Below are 17,464 nucleotides of genomic sequence, written 5' to 3'. Positions count from 1 at the left end.
AAGAAGATAATACCTCAATGAGCGATATACTTTTTAGATAGCTTTATAGCTTTTAAATTATGTTGTTTTAATTGGCGTTCATGATCGCCATTATCTCATCTAGTGTAAGTACTTTATTGTATAATGCAAGCTCATCCATATCACTTAAATCAGAAAAGTGGTTAAAGATTAAATACCGCGGTGCTCCTGACATAATAGACATGGAATCGCAACCTGTCCAATCAAGTCCCGTAATATCTCTTTCTGCGGATAGTACACCATCTAAATAAATTATTACTTTAGTTTGTGAAACAGTAAATGCTACATGTACCCAATCGGATCCATTGGCTAAAACATTGGGTGTAACTGCAGTGCCGTTAGAGGTGCCATTACCTACATTAACTCTTAAACTTTGGTTTGCACCACCTTCTCTAAATACTCGGATACCATTGTTTCTATTGCCCGGTCTATCTGGATTGGATGCATTAGGATCTGGTGGGCTAATCGTTAAAATACCGGCACGATTCGTTCCAGGATTGTTTATTTTATACCAAAAAGTACCACTAATTTCATCACCTAAAAGACCATCCGTAGGAAAGGTTACATAAGCGTCATTAGCACCAACATAAGCGTGGGTTCCAACTTTTGCATCTGTTGTAAAACCTGGACTACCTACCACGGTGGCATCGGTTTTACTTACTGTCTCTAAAAAGTTATTTTCAAATGACATTTTAAAAGTCTGGCTTCCATTAGCGATAACATTAGTTATTTCTTCTTGGCTAAGTTCTTTATTGAATATTCGTAATTCGTCTAGATTACTTAAATCAGATTTATGACCCCATTCTGAAAAACGAGGAGCACCAGACATGATAGAAAGCAAATCACAACCCGTAAAATCTACACCCGAAATTGTTGACTCTCTAACAGCAACGCCATTGATATAAACAACAGCTTTCGACGGAGAAATAGTAAAGGCTAAATGCACCCAACCCGCATCATTTGCAACATCAGCAGCCGTTCCACCATCTATCCAAGAATCTGCAGTACCATTACCTACGTTTAACTTAAAACGTTGAAAACCTGCAGCACCATTTTCACGAAAAAATCTAAATCCGTTTCTTCGATTATTTTGTACATTAGGGAAATTAGGATTTGCGGTATCTTCAGGACCCATAACTAAAATTCCAGCACGATTAGGCGTAGCATTAAGGTTATACCACATGGTAGCACTAAAAGTCTGACTCTGTAAAGCAGTAGCAGGGTAAGTTAAATAGGAGTCTGTTGCTCCTGCATATGCACCTGTACCTACCTTAGCATCAACGGTAAAGCCTACCGTACCTACTTGAGTGGCTTCACTACCACTTATAGCTTCAGAATAATCACCATCAAAAGCCATATAAAAATTTTCTCCCTCAAATACTGGAAAATAAGGAGGTGTATCCTTTTTTTCAAAGGTAGCAGATTGTGTAGCGACTACATCGTTAATATCGGTAACTGTAATCGTAAGAGTGTGCATTCCCGTAGCTACTTCGCTCGTTAAATCGTCTACTACTACTAGTTTAGCGTTTGCAAAGGAACTTATATTTGCTATTTCTGCACCGTCTAAAACCACCGTGATATTGGCAATTCCAAGGTCATCTTCTACTTGGAAATTAATGGTTATAGCGGCTAATGGTTCGCCTGAGCGAACAACAGTAGCTCCACTTGGACTAGGGGTATTGAGCGTAATTACAGGACCATCGTAAAGAAAGTTACTAAATTCGGGCCGCTCTAAGTCTTGACAACTAAACGTAAAAATTGATAGCAGTGCTAATCCTAAGTATTTTAAAGTCTTATTTTTCATCGTATTGGTACTTTATGTATTAATAATTAGGGTTTTGAATAATTACGCCACCTGATTGATCAATTGCCTCTTGAGGAATTGGAAAAAGCTCATGCTTGGGCAAGTAACCTAAAGTACCCAATGTTGATGAAGCATCACCCCATCGCACTAAATCATAAAACCGATATTCTTCCATGGCTAATTCAACCCTTCTTTCTTGCTTAATGGCATCTCTAATAGCAGACTGTCCTGAAGCACTTGTGTTAGCAAGACCTGCTCTTGAACGAACGCTATTGATCAAGTCTAAAACTTCTGACTGTGAAGCAGCTCCCGATTCATTACCGGCTTCTGCAGCCATAAGAACTACATCGGCATATCTAATAATTTTGATGTTCTCCCATCGATTACCATTGATAGCTAAACCAGCACGAACAGTATTCATGGTGTATGCCTTTTTATTCCAATATTGCTGTGCTAAAGGTGGAAAATCAGGTAGGGTTCCACTTCCAAAACCTCCATCATCTTGGCCAGATTCTAATATGGTGTTTGTTTTTCTTGCATCCCCAGCTTCAAAAGCATTGACAAGATTTGCCGTAGGCGTATTAAAACCCCAACCTAAGTTCCAAACTCCTGTTCCTCTTACCCCTTGAGAAATAAAATAATTGCTGTTAAAAGAGTCTCCATTTTCAGTAACGGTCTGCTGAATTTCAAAGATAGACTCTACACCGTTGTTACCACTTCTTTCAAATAAGTTCACCAAACTAGGATCTAAACTATAGATGCCAGAATCAATAACTTCTTTAAATTTAGTATAAGCATTAGCCCAATCGTTCTGATACAAATATAATTTTCCTAAAAGTGACTTAGCAAATCCAGACGTTGCTCTACCTGGAAAACCATTCCAGGTAAAGGGTAGATTTTGCTCTGCAATAATTAAATCATCTTTAATAAACTCATCTAGAGCTGCAATAGAAGATTTGGCAGCAAAAGCATCCGAAGGAACATCGATAGTCACAGTAATCAATGGAACCTCTCCAAAATCTCTTCGCAATTCAAAATACATTAAAGCCCTAATTACTCTAGCCTCTGCATCGTTTATTAAACTTCCTTCATCTGTATCCCCTGATTCACTGATATTGTTTATCACTTCGTTACAGGCGAAAATTACTTGATAATGACCATTCCACCAAGTGGTACTTAGCCCGCTTGTTGGAATATATTGAAAATCATTAAAGGTATTTCCAAATGCTGCAGCATCTCCTGGCGTACTTCCTTTTTGTGCGTCATCAGAACGTATGCTCCCAAACCAGTAGCGTTCCCATCCACCCACTCTAGTTCGCAATAACGAGTAAATTCCGAAAACTGCAGTTTCTTGACCACCAACGCCTAACTCCTCGTTATTAGCTACTTCACCTAAGGGTAATTTATCTAACAAATCATCTTGGCAAGCAAAGGAGACTACTAACAAACACAGCAAAGAAGAAATTTTTAATCCTTTTTTTAGTTGTATATTTTTCATACTTTTTTTTTAAAATGTTAAACTCATACCAAATGTAGAAATTACCGGTATTGGGTAACCACCGTTATCAATACCGAAAGCTGTTGGAGAACCACCAGCTTCAGGAGTAAACCCTGATGTCTCTGTCCAAGTATACAAATTCTGAATGTTTGCATATAATTTTAATTGTTGCAATTTTAATTTTTCAAGAATCTTTCCGTCCAAATTATAGCCTAATTGAATGTTTCTAATCCTGAAATAACTACCATCTTCAATCATGTAGGTAGAAGGTAATCTATTATATTCTGTCGAAAACAATCGAGGTTCCCAATTAGAGGACCCTGAGCCATTCCATCTGTTCGCTCTTTCTGTTCTATAGTTGAATTGAGCAAAAGAATTACCATTACCCCAATCACGGTATATTTCATTACCATAAACGCCCTGAAAGTCGATGTTTAAAGTAAAGTTTTTATACCTTAAATTGGTGTAAAAGCCATAGGTAAGGTCCGGTGTCGGATTACCAATAACGGTTCTATCTGCTGGTGTAATCTCACCATCACCATCAAAATCTCTATATTTAAGATCGCCAGGAGCATAACTACCTAATGTACTTGGTGGTAAAGCAGCAATATCTGCATTTGATTGATACACCCCATCAACAATATAGCCATAAAAATGACCTATAGCTTCTCCTGTAATTGTTCTTGAAGCTGTACCGTTCCCAAATATTGGTGCATCTTCAAAGGTTGACAGAACTTCATTATTGATAGTGGTTACATTACCCCCTAAAGAATAACTAAAATTTTCATTCACATTTCCATCCCAAGAAAGCTCAAATTCGAAACCTTTATTTTCTATTTCTCCGAAATTATCAAAGAAGCTTTCTACTCCTGTATTTACGAAAACTAATAAATCTTCTGTTTTCCTGTTGTAATAATTGGAGTTGAAGCTTAGTCTATTATCGAACCATCTTGTTTCAAGACCCACTTCCCACATCTTTACGGTTTCCCATTTTAGATTAGGATTTTCTTCAAATCGTTGAATAAATCCGGGAATAACCTGATCACCGAAAACAGCTGTTGCTCCTTGATTTACTCCAGGATAATAAGGATAGTTAGTGCCTCCTGGTAAGGCTTGATTCCCTAATTGGCCGGCAGAACCCTTTAACTTTAAAAAATTTAAACTACCTGAGGTATCCATGAATTTTTCTTGTGAAACAACCCAACCCGCTCCTAATGACCAAAAATCTTGTGCTCTATTTTCAGGTGCTAATTGCGAAGTAGCATCTCTACGGTATGAGGCATTTAATAAATACTTTCCGTCATAGTTATATAATGATCTTGCTAAAAAAGAAGATGTAGCTCTATCTGATTGACTAGAACTTGACGTTCTGGTGGCTGGATCACCATAAGGATATACATTCAAATACCAAAATCTTGAATCGTCTGGAATAGAACCCACCGAAGAATTAGGATCACTTTGAACACTACCAGAAATATTTTCTGTATAAAACTGTGTTGTTGTAAAACCAGTAGTAGCATTTACACTGTGCTTACCATATTCTTTGGCAAAAGAAAGTATGTAATCTTGTTGAGAATTAAATGAAACACCATTCGACTGATTTACTCTTGATATTTGGTTTCCATTAAAGTTTTCAATTTCATCGGTCTCAGATACATAGATCCCCACTATTGGGGTATAAGATCGCGATCTAAAATTATTATAATCTCCATAAATAGTAGCCTTAAAATTGAAGTTTTTTAGAAAATCGACTTCTGCAAACATACTCCCTACAAAACGATAACGCTGCGCGATTGCTTTGTTTTTGGTTACCTCGGCAACCAATGCTGGATTCCCTATTTGGGGACCACCAATTTGTATTGGTAATTGATTGTAAAGACCATTAAACTCAGGGCGACTATCAAAATGAATCGGAGCTACAATCGGGGTAGCATTCAATGCAGAGCCATAGCCCCCCTGATTAGGAAGCCTGTCTTGAAGTCCATTAAGTGTAACACCCATTTTAAAGGACTCCGTTAAGGAATACTCGTTCGTTAAGTTCATGGTAATCCTTTGTAAGTTTTCATCCTTGATTAAACCATCTTCAGACCGATATCCCAAACCAAAAGAAAGCTTATTCTTTTCCGTTGCATTTTGGATGCTCAGGTTTGTAGTTTGTAAAAGTGCTGATTTATTGGTGATTCTATCTACCCAATCCGTATCACCATTAAACTCCGTATAGTAAGAAAATGGAGCAGACCCTTCATCGACTAATTGTTCATCATATAATTGTCTAAAAAGTGCAGCGTCTGCCAAATCTGGAGCACCCACCAAATTTTTGAATCCAATCGACGAATTTAAATTTACTGTAAATTCCCCGCCTCTTGCTTTTTTGGTGGTCACAATAATAACACCATTAGCACCTCTTACTCCAAAAATAGCCAAAGAAGAAGCATCCTTTAAAACTTCAATAGATTGAATATCATTTGGATTAACAAAATCAATATTTTCTGCAAATATTCCATCCACTACAAATAAGGGACTCACATTATACCTACTACTTGTTCCTCTAATTCTTATATCTGGATTTTGACCAATTCTACCAGAATTGACTACTGACAATCCAGATACTTTTCCTTGGATCGAAGCAATTGGGTTTGTCGCTGGTTTATCGGCAACTTCGTCTCCTTTTATGCTTACGATAGATCCGGTTAAATCTCTCTTTTTTGCTGTTCCATAACCCACAACCACTACCTCATCTAAAGACTGTAAGTCTTCAGCAAGTGAAATATTAAATGTAGTTTGGTTGTTTATAGGGACTTCTTTATTGGTGTATCCTATATAACTCACTACTAATATTCCATTTGGGCTAACATTATTAAGAGTGAAATTACCATCAAAATCTGTTTGTGTACCCGTTGTTGTGCCTTTTAGCACAATAGAGGCACCTGGTAAAGGTTGACCACTAGCGTCTGTTACTGTTCCTGAGACCGATAAATTGCTTTGTCCGAATAGCATTACCTGAAAGAGAAGTAACGAAATTGTCAATATTACATTGCTTATTTTCATAGTTGTTCATTAATTGAGTTAGATTATTGCTAAATTAACAAATACTTAAGGATTATAAGGGTCGTTCAGGTACACATAATAAGTACATCATCGGTGTTTTCGGCAAAACCCCCTGTATTTCTTATTAACATGCAGTAGTGAAAAAATTCGATGAAGTTAAAGTTTTAACATTGTGATGTAGTAATGATGTATTTAAGACCAAGCACAAAAGGCCTATTTAATAGCTGTTAAGAAGACTAAAACCGATTTTAAACTTTAATTTTGACGTAACCTAATTTATAATTAGTAGTATTAAAAAAAGCACATTTAAAGCTTAAAACGTAATTAAGTAATTCGATAAATAATCTGAAGTCTCCATATTTAGTTTTTTACGAAGTCTGTACCTATGTATTTCTACCCCTCTTAAGGAGATCCCCATCAAGGGTGCAATTTCTTTAGAACTTAAATTCATCTTAAGATAAGCACAGAGCTTTAAGTCTTTTGGAGTTAGTTTTGGAAACTCTTTTAACAAACGTTCAAAAAAGTCTTCATGTAGTTCTTTGAAGTTCATTTCAAAACGTTTCCAATCTTCTTTATCATTCACAGATTTATCCAATTTTTTTATAACCGTACCATAACGCGATGCACTGGTGAATTTATCTTTGTTCATCACCATCATATTCTTCAATTCTAAAATAACTTCATTTTTTTTAGCAATATTTAAGGTCGTACTTGTCAGTTCTTTTTGTTTTAACTTAATTTCTTTAGCTAGTTTTTCTTTTTCTAATTTAGCTAAGTGCTCTTCTTGTTGACGTCCTAATTTCTCTTCAAAGCTTCGTTGCTTTCTTTTTAGCTTTTTCCGGTTGTAGCCTCTAACTAAGAATATGACAGCAATAAATACTACCGCATATAAAATTTTACTAGTTACACTTAAATACCAGGGAGGAGCAATCTCAAAATAAAATTGTAATGGTTCTGAATATTTGCCGTCCATACTCACCGTAAAAACTTCTATTTGATAGGTTCCATAAAATAAGTTTTGAAAATTTATGGTGCCCTGATCTACCTCATAGGCTTGTGTTTTTGTTCCATTATTTAAGGTGTAGTAATACCTAGGTTTGTCTAAATTAGGTGCAGAAACTTGAAAAGTTATATCTTCTGCGGCTTTATTAGTAAGCTTAAAGAGGGTATCACTAAGCACGTAAAGTTTGTTTTCAGTTTTGAAAAAATTTAGACTTGGTTTTGGAACAAAACTATTATTTAACTGGTTCTTTAGTTTATGAATGTTAACGCGTGCAAAACCGTCGTTAAGCGTTAATGCAAAAATCGAATCATTTAACCTAGTTACACTTTCAGCATCAGGAATGAGTCGCTTTTGCAAGATACTTTCTGCAATCGTTAAATTAGTTGTTCTTAAATCAGTGAAAGTAATCTCCTTCGTTTCGTTATTTATAAACCAGAAATAGGTGCCATCGTTATAGATTAATTCTTTGGACGTGAACTTTTTGAATTCTTCAAATACTTCTATTTTGTTGGCTATCGCATTATAGATATACCAAATACCATCTGCATAAAATACAATTTGATTCTTAATACTGTAAACTTTTACATTATAGTTATTGGGAATCGCTTCATCATCAAACGTTTGAATAGTTTCTATTTTATCAAAAGTTTTATTTAAAGTAAGCCTAAAAAAACCCTTATAAGGGTGCGCTACCCAGAGCACACTAGCAGATTCGAAACAAAGTTGTTTAACAGGAAAATTTATTCCTTGAATTGGGTTTACTTCCCATGTTTTTTGACCTGTTTTTTCAAATTTTGAGATACCCACGTAGGTGCCTTGCAAGTAGGTATTAGTGCTTTCTGGAACCTTAACTAATTGATATCCTCCAGAAATCTTGGAAACCTTTTCTAAAGCTTTTTTATGTATTTTAAAGGTACCCGTATTATGGCCAGCAAATAATTCTCTATCAACAGTCAATAAATCCCAAACATGCCCCTGTGTACCTTCTACAAAGTTTAAAGTATCATTTTCAAAATAGTAAACCCCAGTATTACTGCCAATATAGTACACATTATCTTGAAGTGCTAGATCATAAACCGTACCGATAGCTCCCGAAAAATCAGTGTAATAAGTGATGGGCGAGTTTGTTCTAACTCTATCAATACCATTATCTAAACCCAGCCATAATTGATTTTCATCATGAGCCATAGCGAGTACAGTATTATTTTGTAGCCCAGTTTCCCTGTCTAAATTAACAAATGAATTATGGACGATGTCCACTAAATAAACTCCTTTTTTAATGGTCCCAAAGGCCACTTTACCATCAGAAAGAGAAATCATATCGTTCAATTGATACTTTTTCAGCTCCTCATTAAGAAGGCTATCCCACTCCTTTATTTCTCCATTTTTATATAAAAAAACACCCTCTAACTTTGTCCCTAAAAGCAAACCCTGAGGTATGGCTAACATAGAAATAATGGTCTTGTCAAAAGTGGCCAAACTTGCAAAAGAAACAAGGGTGTCATTTTTTATCTGATACAGTGTATCATTTGATCCTGATACCATTATTTTATCCTCGTAGACCTCGATATCGTTAACAATGATAGGTACATCAAGAACCTTTATCGTATTATTCTTATATATGTAAATACTAGAAAAGGATCGAAAAACAATAGCCCCTTTGTAGGCTAAAATTTGCCAGAATTCTTCATTCGTGAATTTATAATTCGTGATTAAATGAGTTAAAGAGGTATATACCAAGGTTCCAAACTCACTCTTTTCCCAATACCCAAACTCTTCATAAGACCCCGTGTATATTTTATCGTCGACCGCCTTAACAGAACGAATTATAGTGCTATTGGGAAGTTTGTTAAGAATCCATTCCTCACCATTAAAATGTAATAAACCTTTATTGTTTGCAATATAAACACCACCTTTCGTATCAATAGTTATTCCCCAATTTTGACTTGCAGCCTTGTAATCAAAAATTTTATAATTATAAATAGGTGGAAATACTTTTTGTGAAAACAACAAAGATGTAAGTAAAAAAGAAATAAAAAATAGAATGTACTTCATGTCGTAAAATAGATTTCTTCTTCAATTACAGCGCTTCGACAAAAATACCCTAGTCGAACCTATCTGTTTTAAAAATAAAAAAATGTCGGTATTTAAACCTTAAAAACTACTTAGCCTTTCCTTACTAGCATTTATTCGTAAAGTAAATACTTAGCTCTAATGCTCTTAAATGTATCCAATCCTGTTTTCCAACCCCTTCTAATTTCTTCAAAAGATGCTCCTTCTATAATTTGCTTTCTCAAGCTGTCAGTACCTGCTAATTTATCAAAGAACTCAGGGTATTTAAAAAATTGTTCTTGCCCATCGGAGGCCCTATAGGCATCGATTAACCAATTTAAATTTATTTCAGCCAGATGTACTGTTCGAGTTAAATCAAGTCCGTAGCACTCTTCATTTACATATTTTGGACTTTTTGCTCCAAAATTAGATACTGGTGTGTAGCTAAATGGATACGTTTCTCTTGGGAGATAAGGCGAGCCAAAAACCTGAAACTGAGTTTCTGTCCCTCGACCTGCATTTACATTTGTACCTTCAAACAAACACAAACTAGGGTATAAGTTTATCGCCTTATCATTGGGTAAATTGGGTGATGGTCTTAAGGGTAAGCTATAGGACGATTCGTGGGTATAATTTTTTAAAGAAATAACGGTTAAATCGCACTGAATTCCGTTTTTTAACCACTTTTCACCATTGATCATTTTTGCATATTCTCCTATCGTCATCCCATAAACCATAGGTACCGGATGCAAGCCAACGAAACTTTCAAATTTATTTTCTAACACTGGACCGTCTATATAATGTCCGTTTGGATTTGGCCTATCCAAAACAACAACAGGAATATTATTTTCTGCACAGGCCTCCATGACGTAATGCATAGTAGAAAGGTAGGTATAAAAACGAGCACCAACGTCTTGGATATCAAAAACTACGATATCAACACCCTTTAATTGATCAGCTGAAGGCTTGTAATTGGCTCCGTACAAAGAAGTCACTGGCAAATTCGTTTTAGGATCTTTTTCATCCTTTATTTTAGCTCCTGCATCCGCATCACCTCTAAAACCATGTTCTGGAGCAAAAGCCTTTACAATTTTAACGTCAAGAGACAATAAAGAGTCTACCAAATGGGCACTGTCTGCATTTTCAGAATTTTGCCTAAAAATAACCGAGGTATTATTGGCAACAATCGCTACATTTTTACCTTTAAAAAGCCCTAAATATTTAGCTGTCTGGTTCGCTGCAACGATAATTTCTTTCTTTGTTATTCCTTGCTCTATTACTGTTTCACTATAAGAACTGCTATTTTTACCTTTTTGTAAAGTTTGACCGCAGCTAGAACTTAGGAAAAGAAATGATATCATTACGATAAAAAAAGATGGTAATCTCTTTGTATTTTTCATACTAAACAATTTTAATCATCTTTAGCTTCAAATATACTATACTAAAAAGAATTTATCTCTTTATTTCTCCAATAAACCGAACAAATAAAGACATTATCCTATAGCCCAAAAGCAATAAAAAAGACTCCGTAAAAATACCTTTTTTACAGTATCCTAGGGCCTTTAAAAATTAGTACCTTTTTTTACCCTCCTATAGCAATCATACTTCGATTATTGTGAGCATCAGGATCTTTAAATTGTTCTAAAGTTTCCATACCATTCCGCACTTTTTTCTTTGCCAATATCGCTTTTTGAATTACTGGTGCAATTGATTTACCCTCACGAAGTGGTGTCAATAAATCAGACTCTGAAGAAGAAAAAAGACAATTTTTAAGTTGTCCGTTTGCTGTTAATCGAATTCTATTACAACCATCACAAAACGGGTTCGTAACGGAACTAATAACGGCAAAAGAACCTTGATATCCCTTAATTTGGTAGTTTTTTGCAGTATCATTTGGCGCATCGTTTAAACGGATAAAACGTGTTGAGTCGTAATGCGAATAGACTTGTTTTAACACTTCTTCTAAGGAAACTAGTTTTTCTAAATTCCATTTATTACCATCAAAGGGCATAAACTCAATAAATCTAATTTGTAAGGCTTGGGTCTTTGTGAGTTCGATAAAATCGATAATCTCGTTTTCATTAAAACCTTTTATCAAAACACAGTTAACCTTAACCTCAAAACCCTCTTTTACTAATAATTGTATGTTGTTGTAAACTTTGCTGAAATAATCTCTACGGGTTATAGCAGTATTTTTATCGGTGTTCAAAGAGTCCAAACTAACATTGATTTTCCGAAGTCCAATTTTTTTAAACTGGTCTATAAATTTATCTACGATGACTCCATTTGTAGTAATCGCCAATTCTACGGGTAGTGAAGCCAATTTTTCTAAAATTAAACCCACATCTTTACGCACTAAAGGCTCACCTCCAGTAAGTCTTATTTTAGTTACCCCGTTCGCAACGAATTCTTTGGCGATGGTAAAAATTTCCTCGTAGGTCATGATATGAGACTTTGGCGAAAGCGCAATGCCATCCGTAGGCATACAATAGGTACAGCGCAAATTGCAGCGTTCGGTAAGTGAAATACGCAAATAGGTATGTTCCCTGCCAAATGTATCGGTCAAGATGTTGTTCGTTGCTGTCATATTAATCGTGCCGCGCACCTTTTAAAATTCTAAAAACATGTAAAATTGAAGGAAAAATAGCCTCCATAGATTCTTTGGCTCCGCTAGTCGAGCCTGGCAAAGCCAGAACTAAAGTATTTTTAATCGTTCCTGCAAGGCTTCTAGAAAGCATAGCATAAGGCATCCGGTCTTGTCCATATTTTCTGATGGCTTCTTCTACCCCTGGAATGTTTCGATCTAATAAAGGTTGTAAGGCCTCTGGAGTTACATCGCGACTCGATAAACCTGTTCCGCCTGTGTAAATAATCAAATCCGCCCCATTGGCTTGGTAGAATTTTGCTTTTTCTTGAATGATGCTGGCTTCATCAGGAATGATGATATAATCCTGTATGGCAACTTCACATTCCTGTAATTTTGCCATAATGGCTTTACCCGATTTATCCTCTTTTCTACCGTCTGAAATAGAATCAGAACACACAATAACCACAGCCTTTAAATCGCGTTTAAATGTATCCTGAAAACTCGATTTTCCTCCTTTCTTCTCAACTAATTTAATATGGAACAGTTCAATACCTTTATCAATAGGTTTTAGCATATCATACATATTTAGCGCTACAACACTCGCACCATGCATGGCCTCAACCTCAACACCTGTTTTATAAATGGTCTTTACGGTCACCAGCACTTTTATAGCTAAGCCCTCTATTTCATAATCAATTCCGGTAAATTCGATAGGCAAAGGGTGACAATCTGGTAGTAAATCAGCTGTTTTTTTAACAGCCAAAAGTCCCGCAGCCTTACTCATGGCAAAAACATCGCCTTTGGGTACGGTTTTATTAAGAATCGCATCAATAGTTTCTTGGCGACTTACTTTTACAATGGCTTGTGCTGTTGCTGTTCTTAAAGTATTGCTTTTATGTGTTATGTCTACCATATGCTAACTATTAACTTTCCATTGGTGTGATTCGTCTTCAAATAGCTCTTTCCCAAAAACAGGTACTTCTGCTTTAATCGCCTCTACAACATATTCTAAAGCTTTAAATACTTCTTTACGCCGTGGTGATGATACAAATACAAACAAACAAATTTCACCCGTTTTTACGGCTCCTAAACTATGGTAAATATGCATACAGGTCAGGTTAAATTTTGCAAAGGTTGCTTCCCGGATTTCGTGAAACTTCTTATTCGCCATTTCTTCATAGGCCGAATATTCTATAGCCACAACGGCCTTACCATCTATCTGATCGGCACGTACTTGTCCTAAAAAGATATTGTGCGCCCCAATACCTGTTTTAGATTGATGTTTGGCGATTGAATTCGCTATAAACTCGGAGGAAATCGCTCCTTTTATAAATACATTCTTGTAATTCATTTTTTTAAATTGATATATGATTTTTAAATTACCATTTTTTCATCCTCTTGTGGTCAGAAAAAATACTAAAGACCGCGTCGCTTTTAGAGTCTAAAACCTTATTTATATACGCTAGGATCAAGGCCCATGACTCTAGTTTCAACAGAAAGAACTTTTTCTCTGGGACCACTAAAGTGTCAACTTACCCCCCTGCAAATGGAGGCAAGAGTGCTATTTCCTGTCCTGTCAACAGGGTTTCTTCAGAAACCAATTCTTGATTTTGTGCCATCCTAAAATCCTTATGTTGAAGTTCAGGATACTTTTCAACTAAAATACCTTTTAAATCGGAAATAGCGCCCTCAGAAACCCTTATGTTTTCTGAACTACATCCAGTGACCTCCGCTAGCATGCCAAAATAGTTTATTTCAATAGTCATGTTTATTTCTTTATCTCTTATTGCTATTTTTATACTTTAATACTGAATTCAAGATTAAGAGCATTTGCTCTCCTCCTTCAGAGGACTTAAGTGGACTATATGCCCTTTAGGTCTTTAAACTCTTCATCTAAAAACGACCAACATTTAGTGTTTATAGTCTCAAAGGCTGTTATTAAATTTTTACCATAAGGCGTAATGATCGTACCTCCCCCTTTTTGTCCACCAACCGATGTCGTGACTACGGCTTCTTTTGCCGATTTATTAACCGCATCGATAAGCGTCCACGCTTTTTTATAAGACATCCCAATCGACTTTGCGGCTTTTGACAAAGAGCCTTTTGCTTCAATTTCTTTTAACAAGCGGATTCTGCCTTCTCCGACTAAAACATTATCACCAACTTCAATCCAAATTCTACTTCTAATCTTATAATCGTTCATAGGACTGAGTTTATTTAATAGGCAATAGAATTGTTTTTACAATTTCTCCTTTTTCTAGTTTTATACGATCCTCGGGTACAAAAACGAAAGCATTGGCAGTACCAAAAGCACTTAACATAGCGGAACTTTGCCCGGTTAAAATTTCGACACCCGTGCCGCTTATTTTCGCTTTTAAAAATTGAGCTCTATCGCCTCCGATAACCGTGTAATCGTTCAACAATGGAAGCAAAATAGTTAAAAGATGTGCATCTTCTGCTCCTTGGTATTTTTTTAAAAGTGGATACACATACACATAAAAACAGGTAAGTGCTGCGGCTGGGTTCCCTGGCAAACCAAAAATAGCTGTATGCTCTTTTTTTCCAAAATACATCGGTTTTCCTGGTTTTTGATTCACTTTATGAAAAATTTCATGTACACCAATAGCATTTAATGCCTTGCCCACAAAATCATAATCTCCAACCGACACACCCCCGGTAACAATAACAACATCGTTTTTTTCAATGGTTTCGCGCAGCGCTTCTTTGGTGCTTTCAAAATGGTCTTTAATGCTAATAACTGTGGTATTGCTATAGCCTAATTCTTTTAAAACAGCGATAAGCATAGCACTGTTCGATTCGTATATTTTACCATGAGCTAAGTCTTGACCGGCAGGTACCAATTCATTCCCAGTGACCACAACAGCAATAGCTGGTTTTTCCGCTACTTCAATCCTTGTAATTCCTAAACCTGCTAAAAAACCAATGTGTGTTCCTTTTATGCTTGTTCCTTTGGCCAATGCCACAGCAGCTTTTTTTATTTGCTCTCCTTGAGGCCTAATGTTCATCATAAGCTGCAAAGGATCTTCCACTAAAATAGTATCGGCCTTAAGCCTTACTTTTTCTTGAATGACCACCGCATCTGCAGTATCAGGAACAGGTGCACCGGTAAAAATACGAACAGCTTCGCCTTTATTTAGCTGCAGTGAATTAACGCCACCTGCCTGAACTTCACCTAGTATTTTATAGCTATTCGTCTCCCCAATTTTCAAAGCGTAGCCATCCATAGCCGATTGCCTAAAAGGAGGCATATCAATTAAAGAAATGACATCAGCCGCTAAAACATAATCTAGCGCATCACTAAGTGAAATTTCTCTTGTTCTAAATCCTTTTGAACTATGCGATAAAACCAAGGCTAATGCTTTTTCAGAACTAATCATTTAGTTGTTTCTTTTTTATTTTTTGGTATCATTTAAATTCGGAAAACGGCAGTATTTTTAATGGGTAGGTTTGAATAAAATCGTTATATCCACACAAATATAACGAACCTATTTTACATCCTTACATTACTTTTGTTATCTTTTTTTTCCTATTATTGGTTTTGTTTTTGGCGCATATGGGTATAGAAATTGGCCTAACTCTAGGTATTTGGGCCTTAGGTGCTTTCGTATTCACCATTTTGGCTAAAACTGTTATTGGCATAGCAACTGGAGAGTTGCGATATAAAGAGAACAAATCGGCTAAGTTGTAAAATAACAAAGGCTGATTACACTGTAAGTGGCTTTCTTTTAAATTAGAAGCCTACGATTAATAAAGTTATCTTTAACACAAACTAAACAAAATGGAAGCACAAAATTTTAAAAATCACGGTAAACTTGTAAAAGGATTTCATGGCCTCTTATTTCTAGCCATATTAGCTTTACTGATTGGGGCTATTTACCACCTTTATCGTTCTACTCCGGAGAACCTTTATTTAGCATCTCTAGTCGTTTTAATTGCTGTTATTTTCTTAATAATGGCTTGGTTTGTACGCAGTTTCCCTTTAAAAGCACAAGACAGAGCTATCAGAGCAGAAGAAAACTTAAGGTATTATGTCATGACCGGCAAAGTATTCCCTGAAGAGCTAAAAATGCAACAAATCATAGCCTTGCGTTTTGCTAGTGACGAAGAGTTTTTACCTTTAGTAGAAAAAGCGATGAAAGAAAAGCTATCGAACAAAGAAATAAAAATGTTGATTAAAAACTGGAAGGCTGATTATTATAGGGTTTAGAATTTTCTTTAACCCAATTTTTATTTTTGCTTGCAGGATACCAAGTGTTCTTGACGCATATTTTTTTATGTTGTTTTACTTCCTGTAAGCTCAAGATAAAGCATATCCTTTTTTATTCGGCCACTGTTCTTGGTAATAGCTCTTTTCATACCCGTATACTGCAACTTGCTATTCAATAATTAATCATTTATTAGGTTCAACTACAAAGAACGAAAAGCGCTATTTTCTTTGTTTTTCTTTTTGTTGGCTATTTTATTACATGCAAAGTCAAAGATAGATAGTCTGCAAATAGCGCTTTGGAGAACCAGAGTAGATTCTGTTAAAAAAAAGATTTTAAATATACCTTTTGAAGAATTCGGGTATGATTCTTTGGCTAAGGCAATGATTTGAATTATAAATGCCATACCTATTTCTAAAAACTCAAAAAATGAGCTATTCCTAGTTCATAGTTATAACATCGATGCCGATTTTCTAATGCTCTAATTTAGTTTTGATAATGCCATTGTTGCGTATGAGAAAGGCTCGCCAGTTGTAAAAAAATTAGTCATACCACGATCTTAACTTTCATCTTGTCAATGCAGACTTACCAACTATTTCGGAGACTTTACGCACTGTAAGCCCTTCGTTAAGCAGTTCAGGTGATTTTTGTCATGAGGTTGGCTAGGGTCTATTTAGTTATAATCTATCCCTTTTAACCTCTAAGTATGTATTTAAACCTTTAAGCTAAATTCATCTTTTATAGTTAAAAATAGCAATTTTTTCGATGTATTGCAGTTGGCATGTATTTCTGCCTATATAATCCCTCTTGACCGAATTATCGCCCTCGATGTAACAGATACCCCTTCCTTTGTATCAAATAAAAACCCCCAGAAATATGAAAACAATTATACTTATTAAAGAAATTTATTTAGAAGCATTCCAGAACCTAGGTAACTATGTGGTAAAACATTATTTCAAAGCTTTTGCATTGTTCACCCTAGGTATGTTTGCCCTTGTTTTTTACGCATTCTTGTTTAGATTGTTAACTGGTTTTGCTTTTCAATAGTAAACTAAGGAAGGAGTAAAAAATAGCTAAGCTTAGGAAACTACTTGCTTAAATATACATAAATACTAAGTGGTTAAAAATGTCATGAATACTTCTAGTTTTTACGCGCGCAAAAACTAGAGGTAAAACTTTGTGCTATTTTAAACTTTAATTAAATGCCCTCTTAAGCTTAACACCTATA

General features: G+C 35.7%; 13 protein-coding genes. 2 read left to right on the top strand and 11 right to left on the bottom strand.

Features of this window, described 5'->3' with window-relative positions; translation table 11 throughout:
• Nucleotides 1–67: 67 nt before the first annotated feature.
• The 11 genes from GQ45_RS12070 to glp all read right to left on the bottom strand — a co-directional run bounded on the left by GQ45_RS12070 (nt 68) and on the right by glp (nt 15,408).
• Nucleotides 68–1,822, bottom strand: coding sequence for a LamG domain-containing protein (locus GQ45_RS12070; RefSeq protein WP_047418332.1), 1,755 nt, complete (start codon nt 1,820–1,822; stop codon nt 68–70).
• Nucleotides 1,823–1,841: 19 nt separating this feature from the next.
• Nucleotides 1,842–3,320, bottom strand: a complete 1,479-nt coding sequence (locus tag GQ45_RS12065; RefSeq protein ID WP_052188214.1) for a RagB/SusD family nutrient uptake outer membrane protein — start codon at nt 3,318–3,320, stop codon at nt 1,842–1,844.
• Nucleotides 3,321–3,329: 9 nt separating this feature from the next.
• A complete protein-coding gene (locus GQ45_RS12060) occupies nt 3,330–6,368 on the bottom strand; it encodes a TonB-dependent receptor (RefSeq protein WP_047418330.1) in 3,039 nt (1,012 codons plus the stop codon).
• Nucleotides 6,369–6,681: 313 nt separating this feature from the next.
• Nucleotides 6,682–9,426 carry a Two component regulator three Y domain-containing protein gene (locus GQ45_RS12055; protein ID WP_047418327.1) on the bottom strand — a complete coding sequence of 915 codons (2,745 nt, stop codon included), beginning with the start codon at nt 9,424–9,426 and terminating at the stop codon, nt 6,682–6,684.
• A 131-nt stretch (nt 9,427–9,557) separates the two neighbouring features.
• Nucleotides 9,558–10,823, bottom strand: a complete 1,266-nt coding sequence (locus tag GQ45_RS12050; RefSeq protein WP_052188213.1) for an exo-beta-N-acetylmuramidase NamZ domain-containing protein — start codon at nt 10,821–10,823, stop codon at nt 9,558–9,560.
• Nucleotides 10,824–11,005: 182 nt separating this feature from the next.
• Entirely contained in the window at nt 11,006–12,010 is a 1,005-nt protein-coding gene (moaA, locus tag GQ45_RS12045; RefSeq protein WP_047418325.1) for a GTP 3',8-cyclase MoaA, read from the bottom strand.
• A 1-nt stretch (nt 12,011) separates the two neighbouring features.
• The gene (gene moaCB, locus GQ45_RS12040) at nt 12,012–12,923 is read right to left on the bottom strand and encodes a bifunctional molybdenum cofactor biosynthesis protein MoaC/MoaB (RefSeq protein ID WP_047418322.1); all 912 of its coding nucleotides are present in this window, start codon (nt 12,921–12,923) and stop codon (nt 12,012–12,014) included.
• Nucleotides 12,924–12,926: 3 nt separating this feature from the next.
• Nucleotides 12,927–13,361: a molybdenum cofactor biosynthesis protein MoaE gene (locus tag GQ45_RS12035; protein WP_047418320.1), complete on the bottom strand. Its 435-nt coding sequence runs from the start codon at nt 13,359–13,361 to the stop codon at nt 12,927–12,929.
• 181 nt (nt 13,362–13,542) lie between these two features.
• Entirely contained in the window at nt 13,543–13,776 is a 234-nt protein-coding gene (locus tag GQ45_RS12030; RefSeq protein WP_047418318.1) for a MoaD/ThiS family protein, read from the bottom strand.
• Nucleotides 13,777–13,871: 95 nt separating this feature from the next.
• A complete protein-coding gene (locus GQ45_RS12025; protein ID WP_047418316.1) occupies nt 13,872–14,213 on the bottom strand; it encodes a winged helix-turn-helix domain-containing protein in 342 nt (113 codons plus the stop codon).
• A 10-nt stretch (nt 14,214–14,223) separates the two neighbouring features.
• Nucleotides 14,224–15,408: a gephyrin-like molybdotransferase Glp gene (gene glp, locus GQ45_RS12020; protein ID WP_047418314.1), complete on the bottom strand. Its 1,185-nt coding sequence runs from the start codon at nt 15,406–15,408 to the stop codon at nt 14,224–14,226.
• Nucleotides 15,409–15,809: 401 nt separating this feature from the next.
• Between glp and GQ45_RS12015 the strand changes: the two genes are divergently transcribed.
• Together GQ45_RS12015 and GQ45_RS18385 are read left to right on the top strand one after the other, a co-directional pair.
• Complete coding sequence (locus GQ45_RS12015) at nt 15,810–16,238, top strand: DUF6526 family protein (RefSeq protein WP_047418311.1); 429 nt, start codon at nt 15,810–15,812, stop codon at nt 16,236–16,238.
• Between the two features lie 874 nt (nt 16,239–17,112).
• Complete coding sequence (locus GQ45_RS18385) at nt 17,113–17,283, top strand: DUF6747 family protein (RefSeq protein WP_369798300.1); 171 nt, start codon at nt 17,113–17,115, stop codon at nt 17,281–17,283.
• Nucleotides 17,284–17,464 lie beyond the last annotated feature (181 nt).

This window comes from Cellulophaga sp. Hel_I_12 (assembly GCF_000799565.1).
Classification (GTDB): Bacteria; Bacteroidota; Bacteroidia; order Flavobacteriales; family Flavobacteriaceae; genus Cellulophaga.
Note: the sequence above shows the minus strand (reverse complement) of the source record. Positions and strands in the feature narration are given on the sequence as shown.

Bases quoted from the DNA above. Each gene is read 5' to 3' on its own strand.
- GQ45_RS12070 (WP_047418332.1), bottom strand. From the start codon at position 1,822: ATGAAAAATAAGACTTTAAAATACTTAGGATTAGCACTGCTATCAATT.
- GQ45_RS12065 (WP_052188214.1), bottom strand. From the start codon at position 3,320: ATGAAAAATATACAACTAAAAAAAGGATTAAAAATTTCTTCTTTGCTG.
- GQ45_RS12060 (WP_047418330.1), bottom strand. From the start codon at position 6,368: ATGAAAATAAGCAATGTAATATTGACAATTTCGTTACTTCTCTTTCAG.
- GQ45_RS12055 (WP_047418327.1), bottom strand. From the start codon at position 9,426: ATGAAGTACATTCTATTTTTTATTTCTTTTTTACTTACATCTTTGTTG.
- GQ45_RS12050 (WP_052188213.1), bottom strand. From the start codon at position 10,823: ATGAAAAATACAAAGAGATTACCATCTTTTTTTATCGTAATGATATCA.
- moaA (WP_047418325.1), bottom strand. From the start codon at position 12,010: ATGACAGCAACGAACAACATCTTGACCGATACATTTGGCAGGGAACAT.
- moaCB (WP_047418322.1), bottom strand. From the start codon at position 12,923: ATGGTAGACATAACACATAAAAGCAATACTTTAAGAACAGCAACAGCA.
- GQ45_RS12035 (WP_047418320.1), bottom strand. From the start codon at position 13,361: ATGAATTACAAGAATGTATTTATAAAAGGAGCGATTTCCTCCGAGTTT.
- GQ45_RS12030 (WP_047418318.1), bottom strand. From the start codon at position 13,776: ATGACTATTGAAATAAACTATTTTGGCATGCTAGCGGAGGTCACTGGA.
- GQ45_RS12025 (WP_047418316.1), bottom strand. From the start codon at position 14,213: ATGAACGATTATAAGATTAGAAGTAGAATTTGGATTGAAGTTGGTGAT.
- glp (WP_047418314.1), bottom strand. From the start codon at position 15,408: ATGATTAGTTCTGAAAAAGCATTAGCCTTGGTTTTATCGCATAGTTCA.
- GQ45_RS12015 (WP_047418311.1), top strand. From the start codon at position 15,810: ATGGAAGCACAAAATTTTAAAAATCACGGTAAACTTGTAAAAGGATTT.
- GQ45_RS18385 (WP_369798300.1), top strand. From the start codon at position 17,113: ATGAAAACAATTATACTTATTAAAGAAATTTATTTAGAAGCATTCCAG.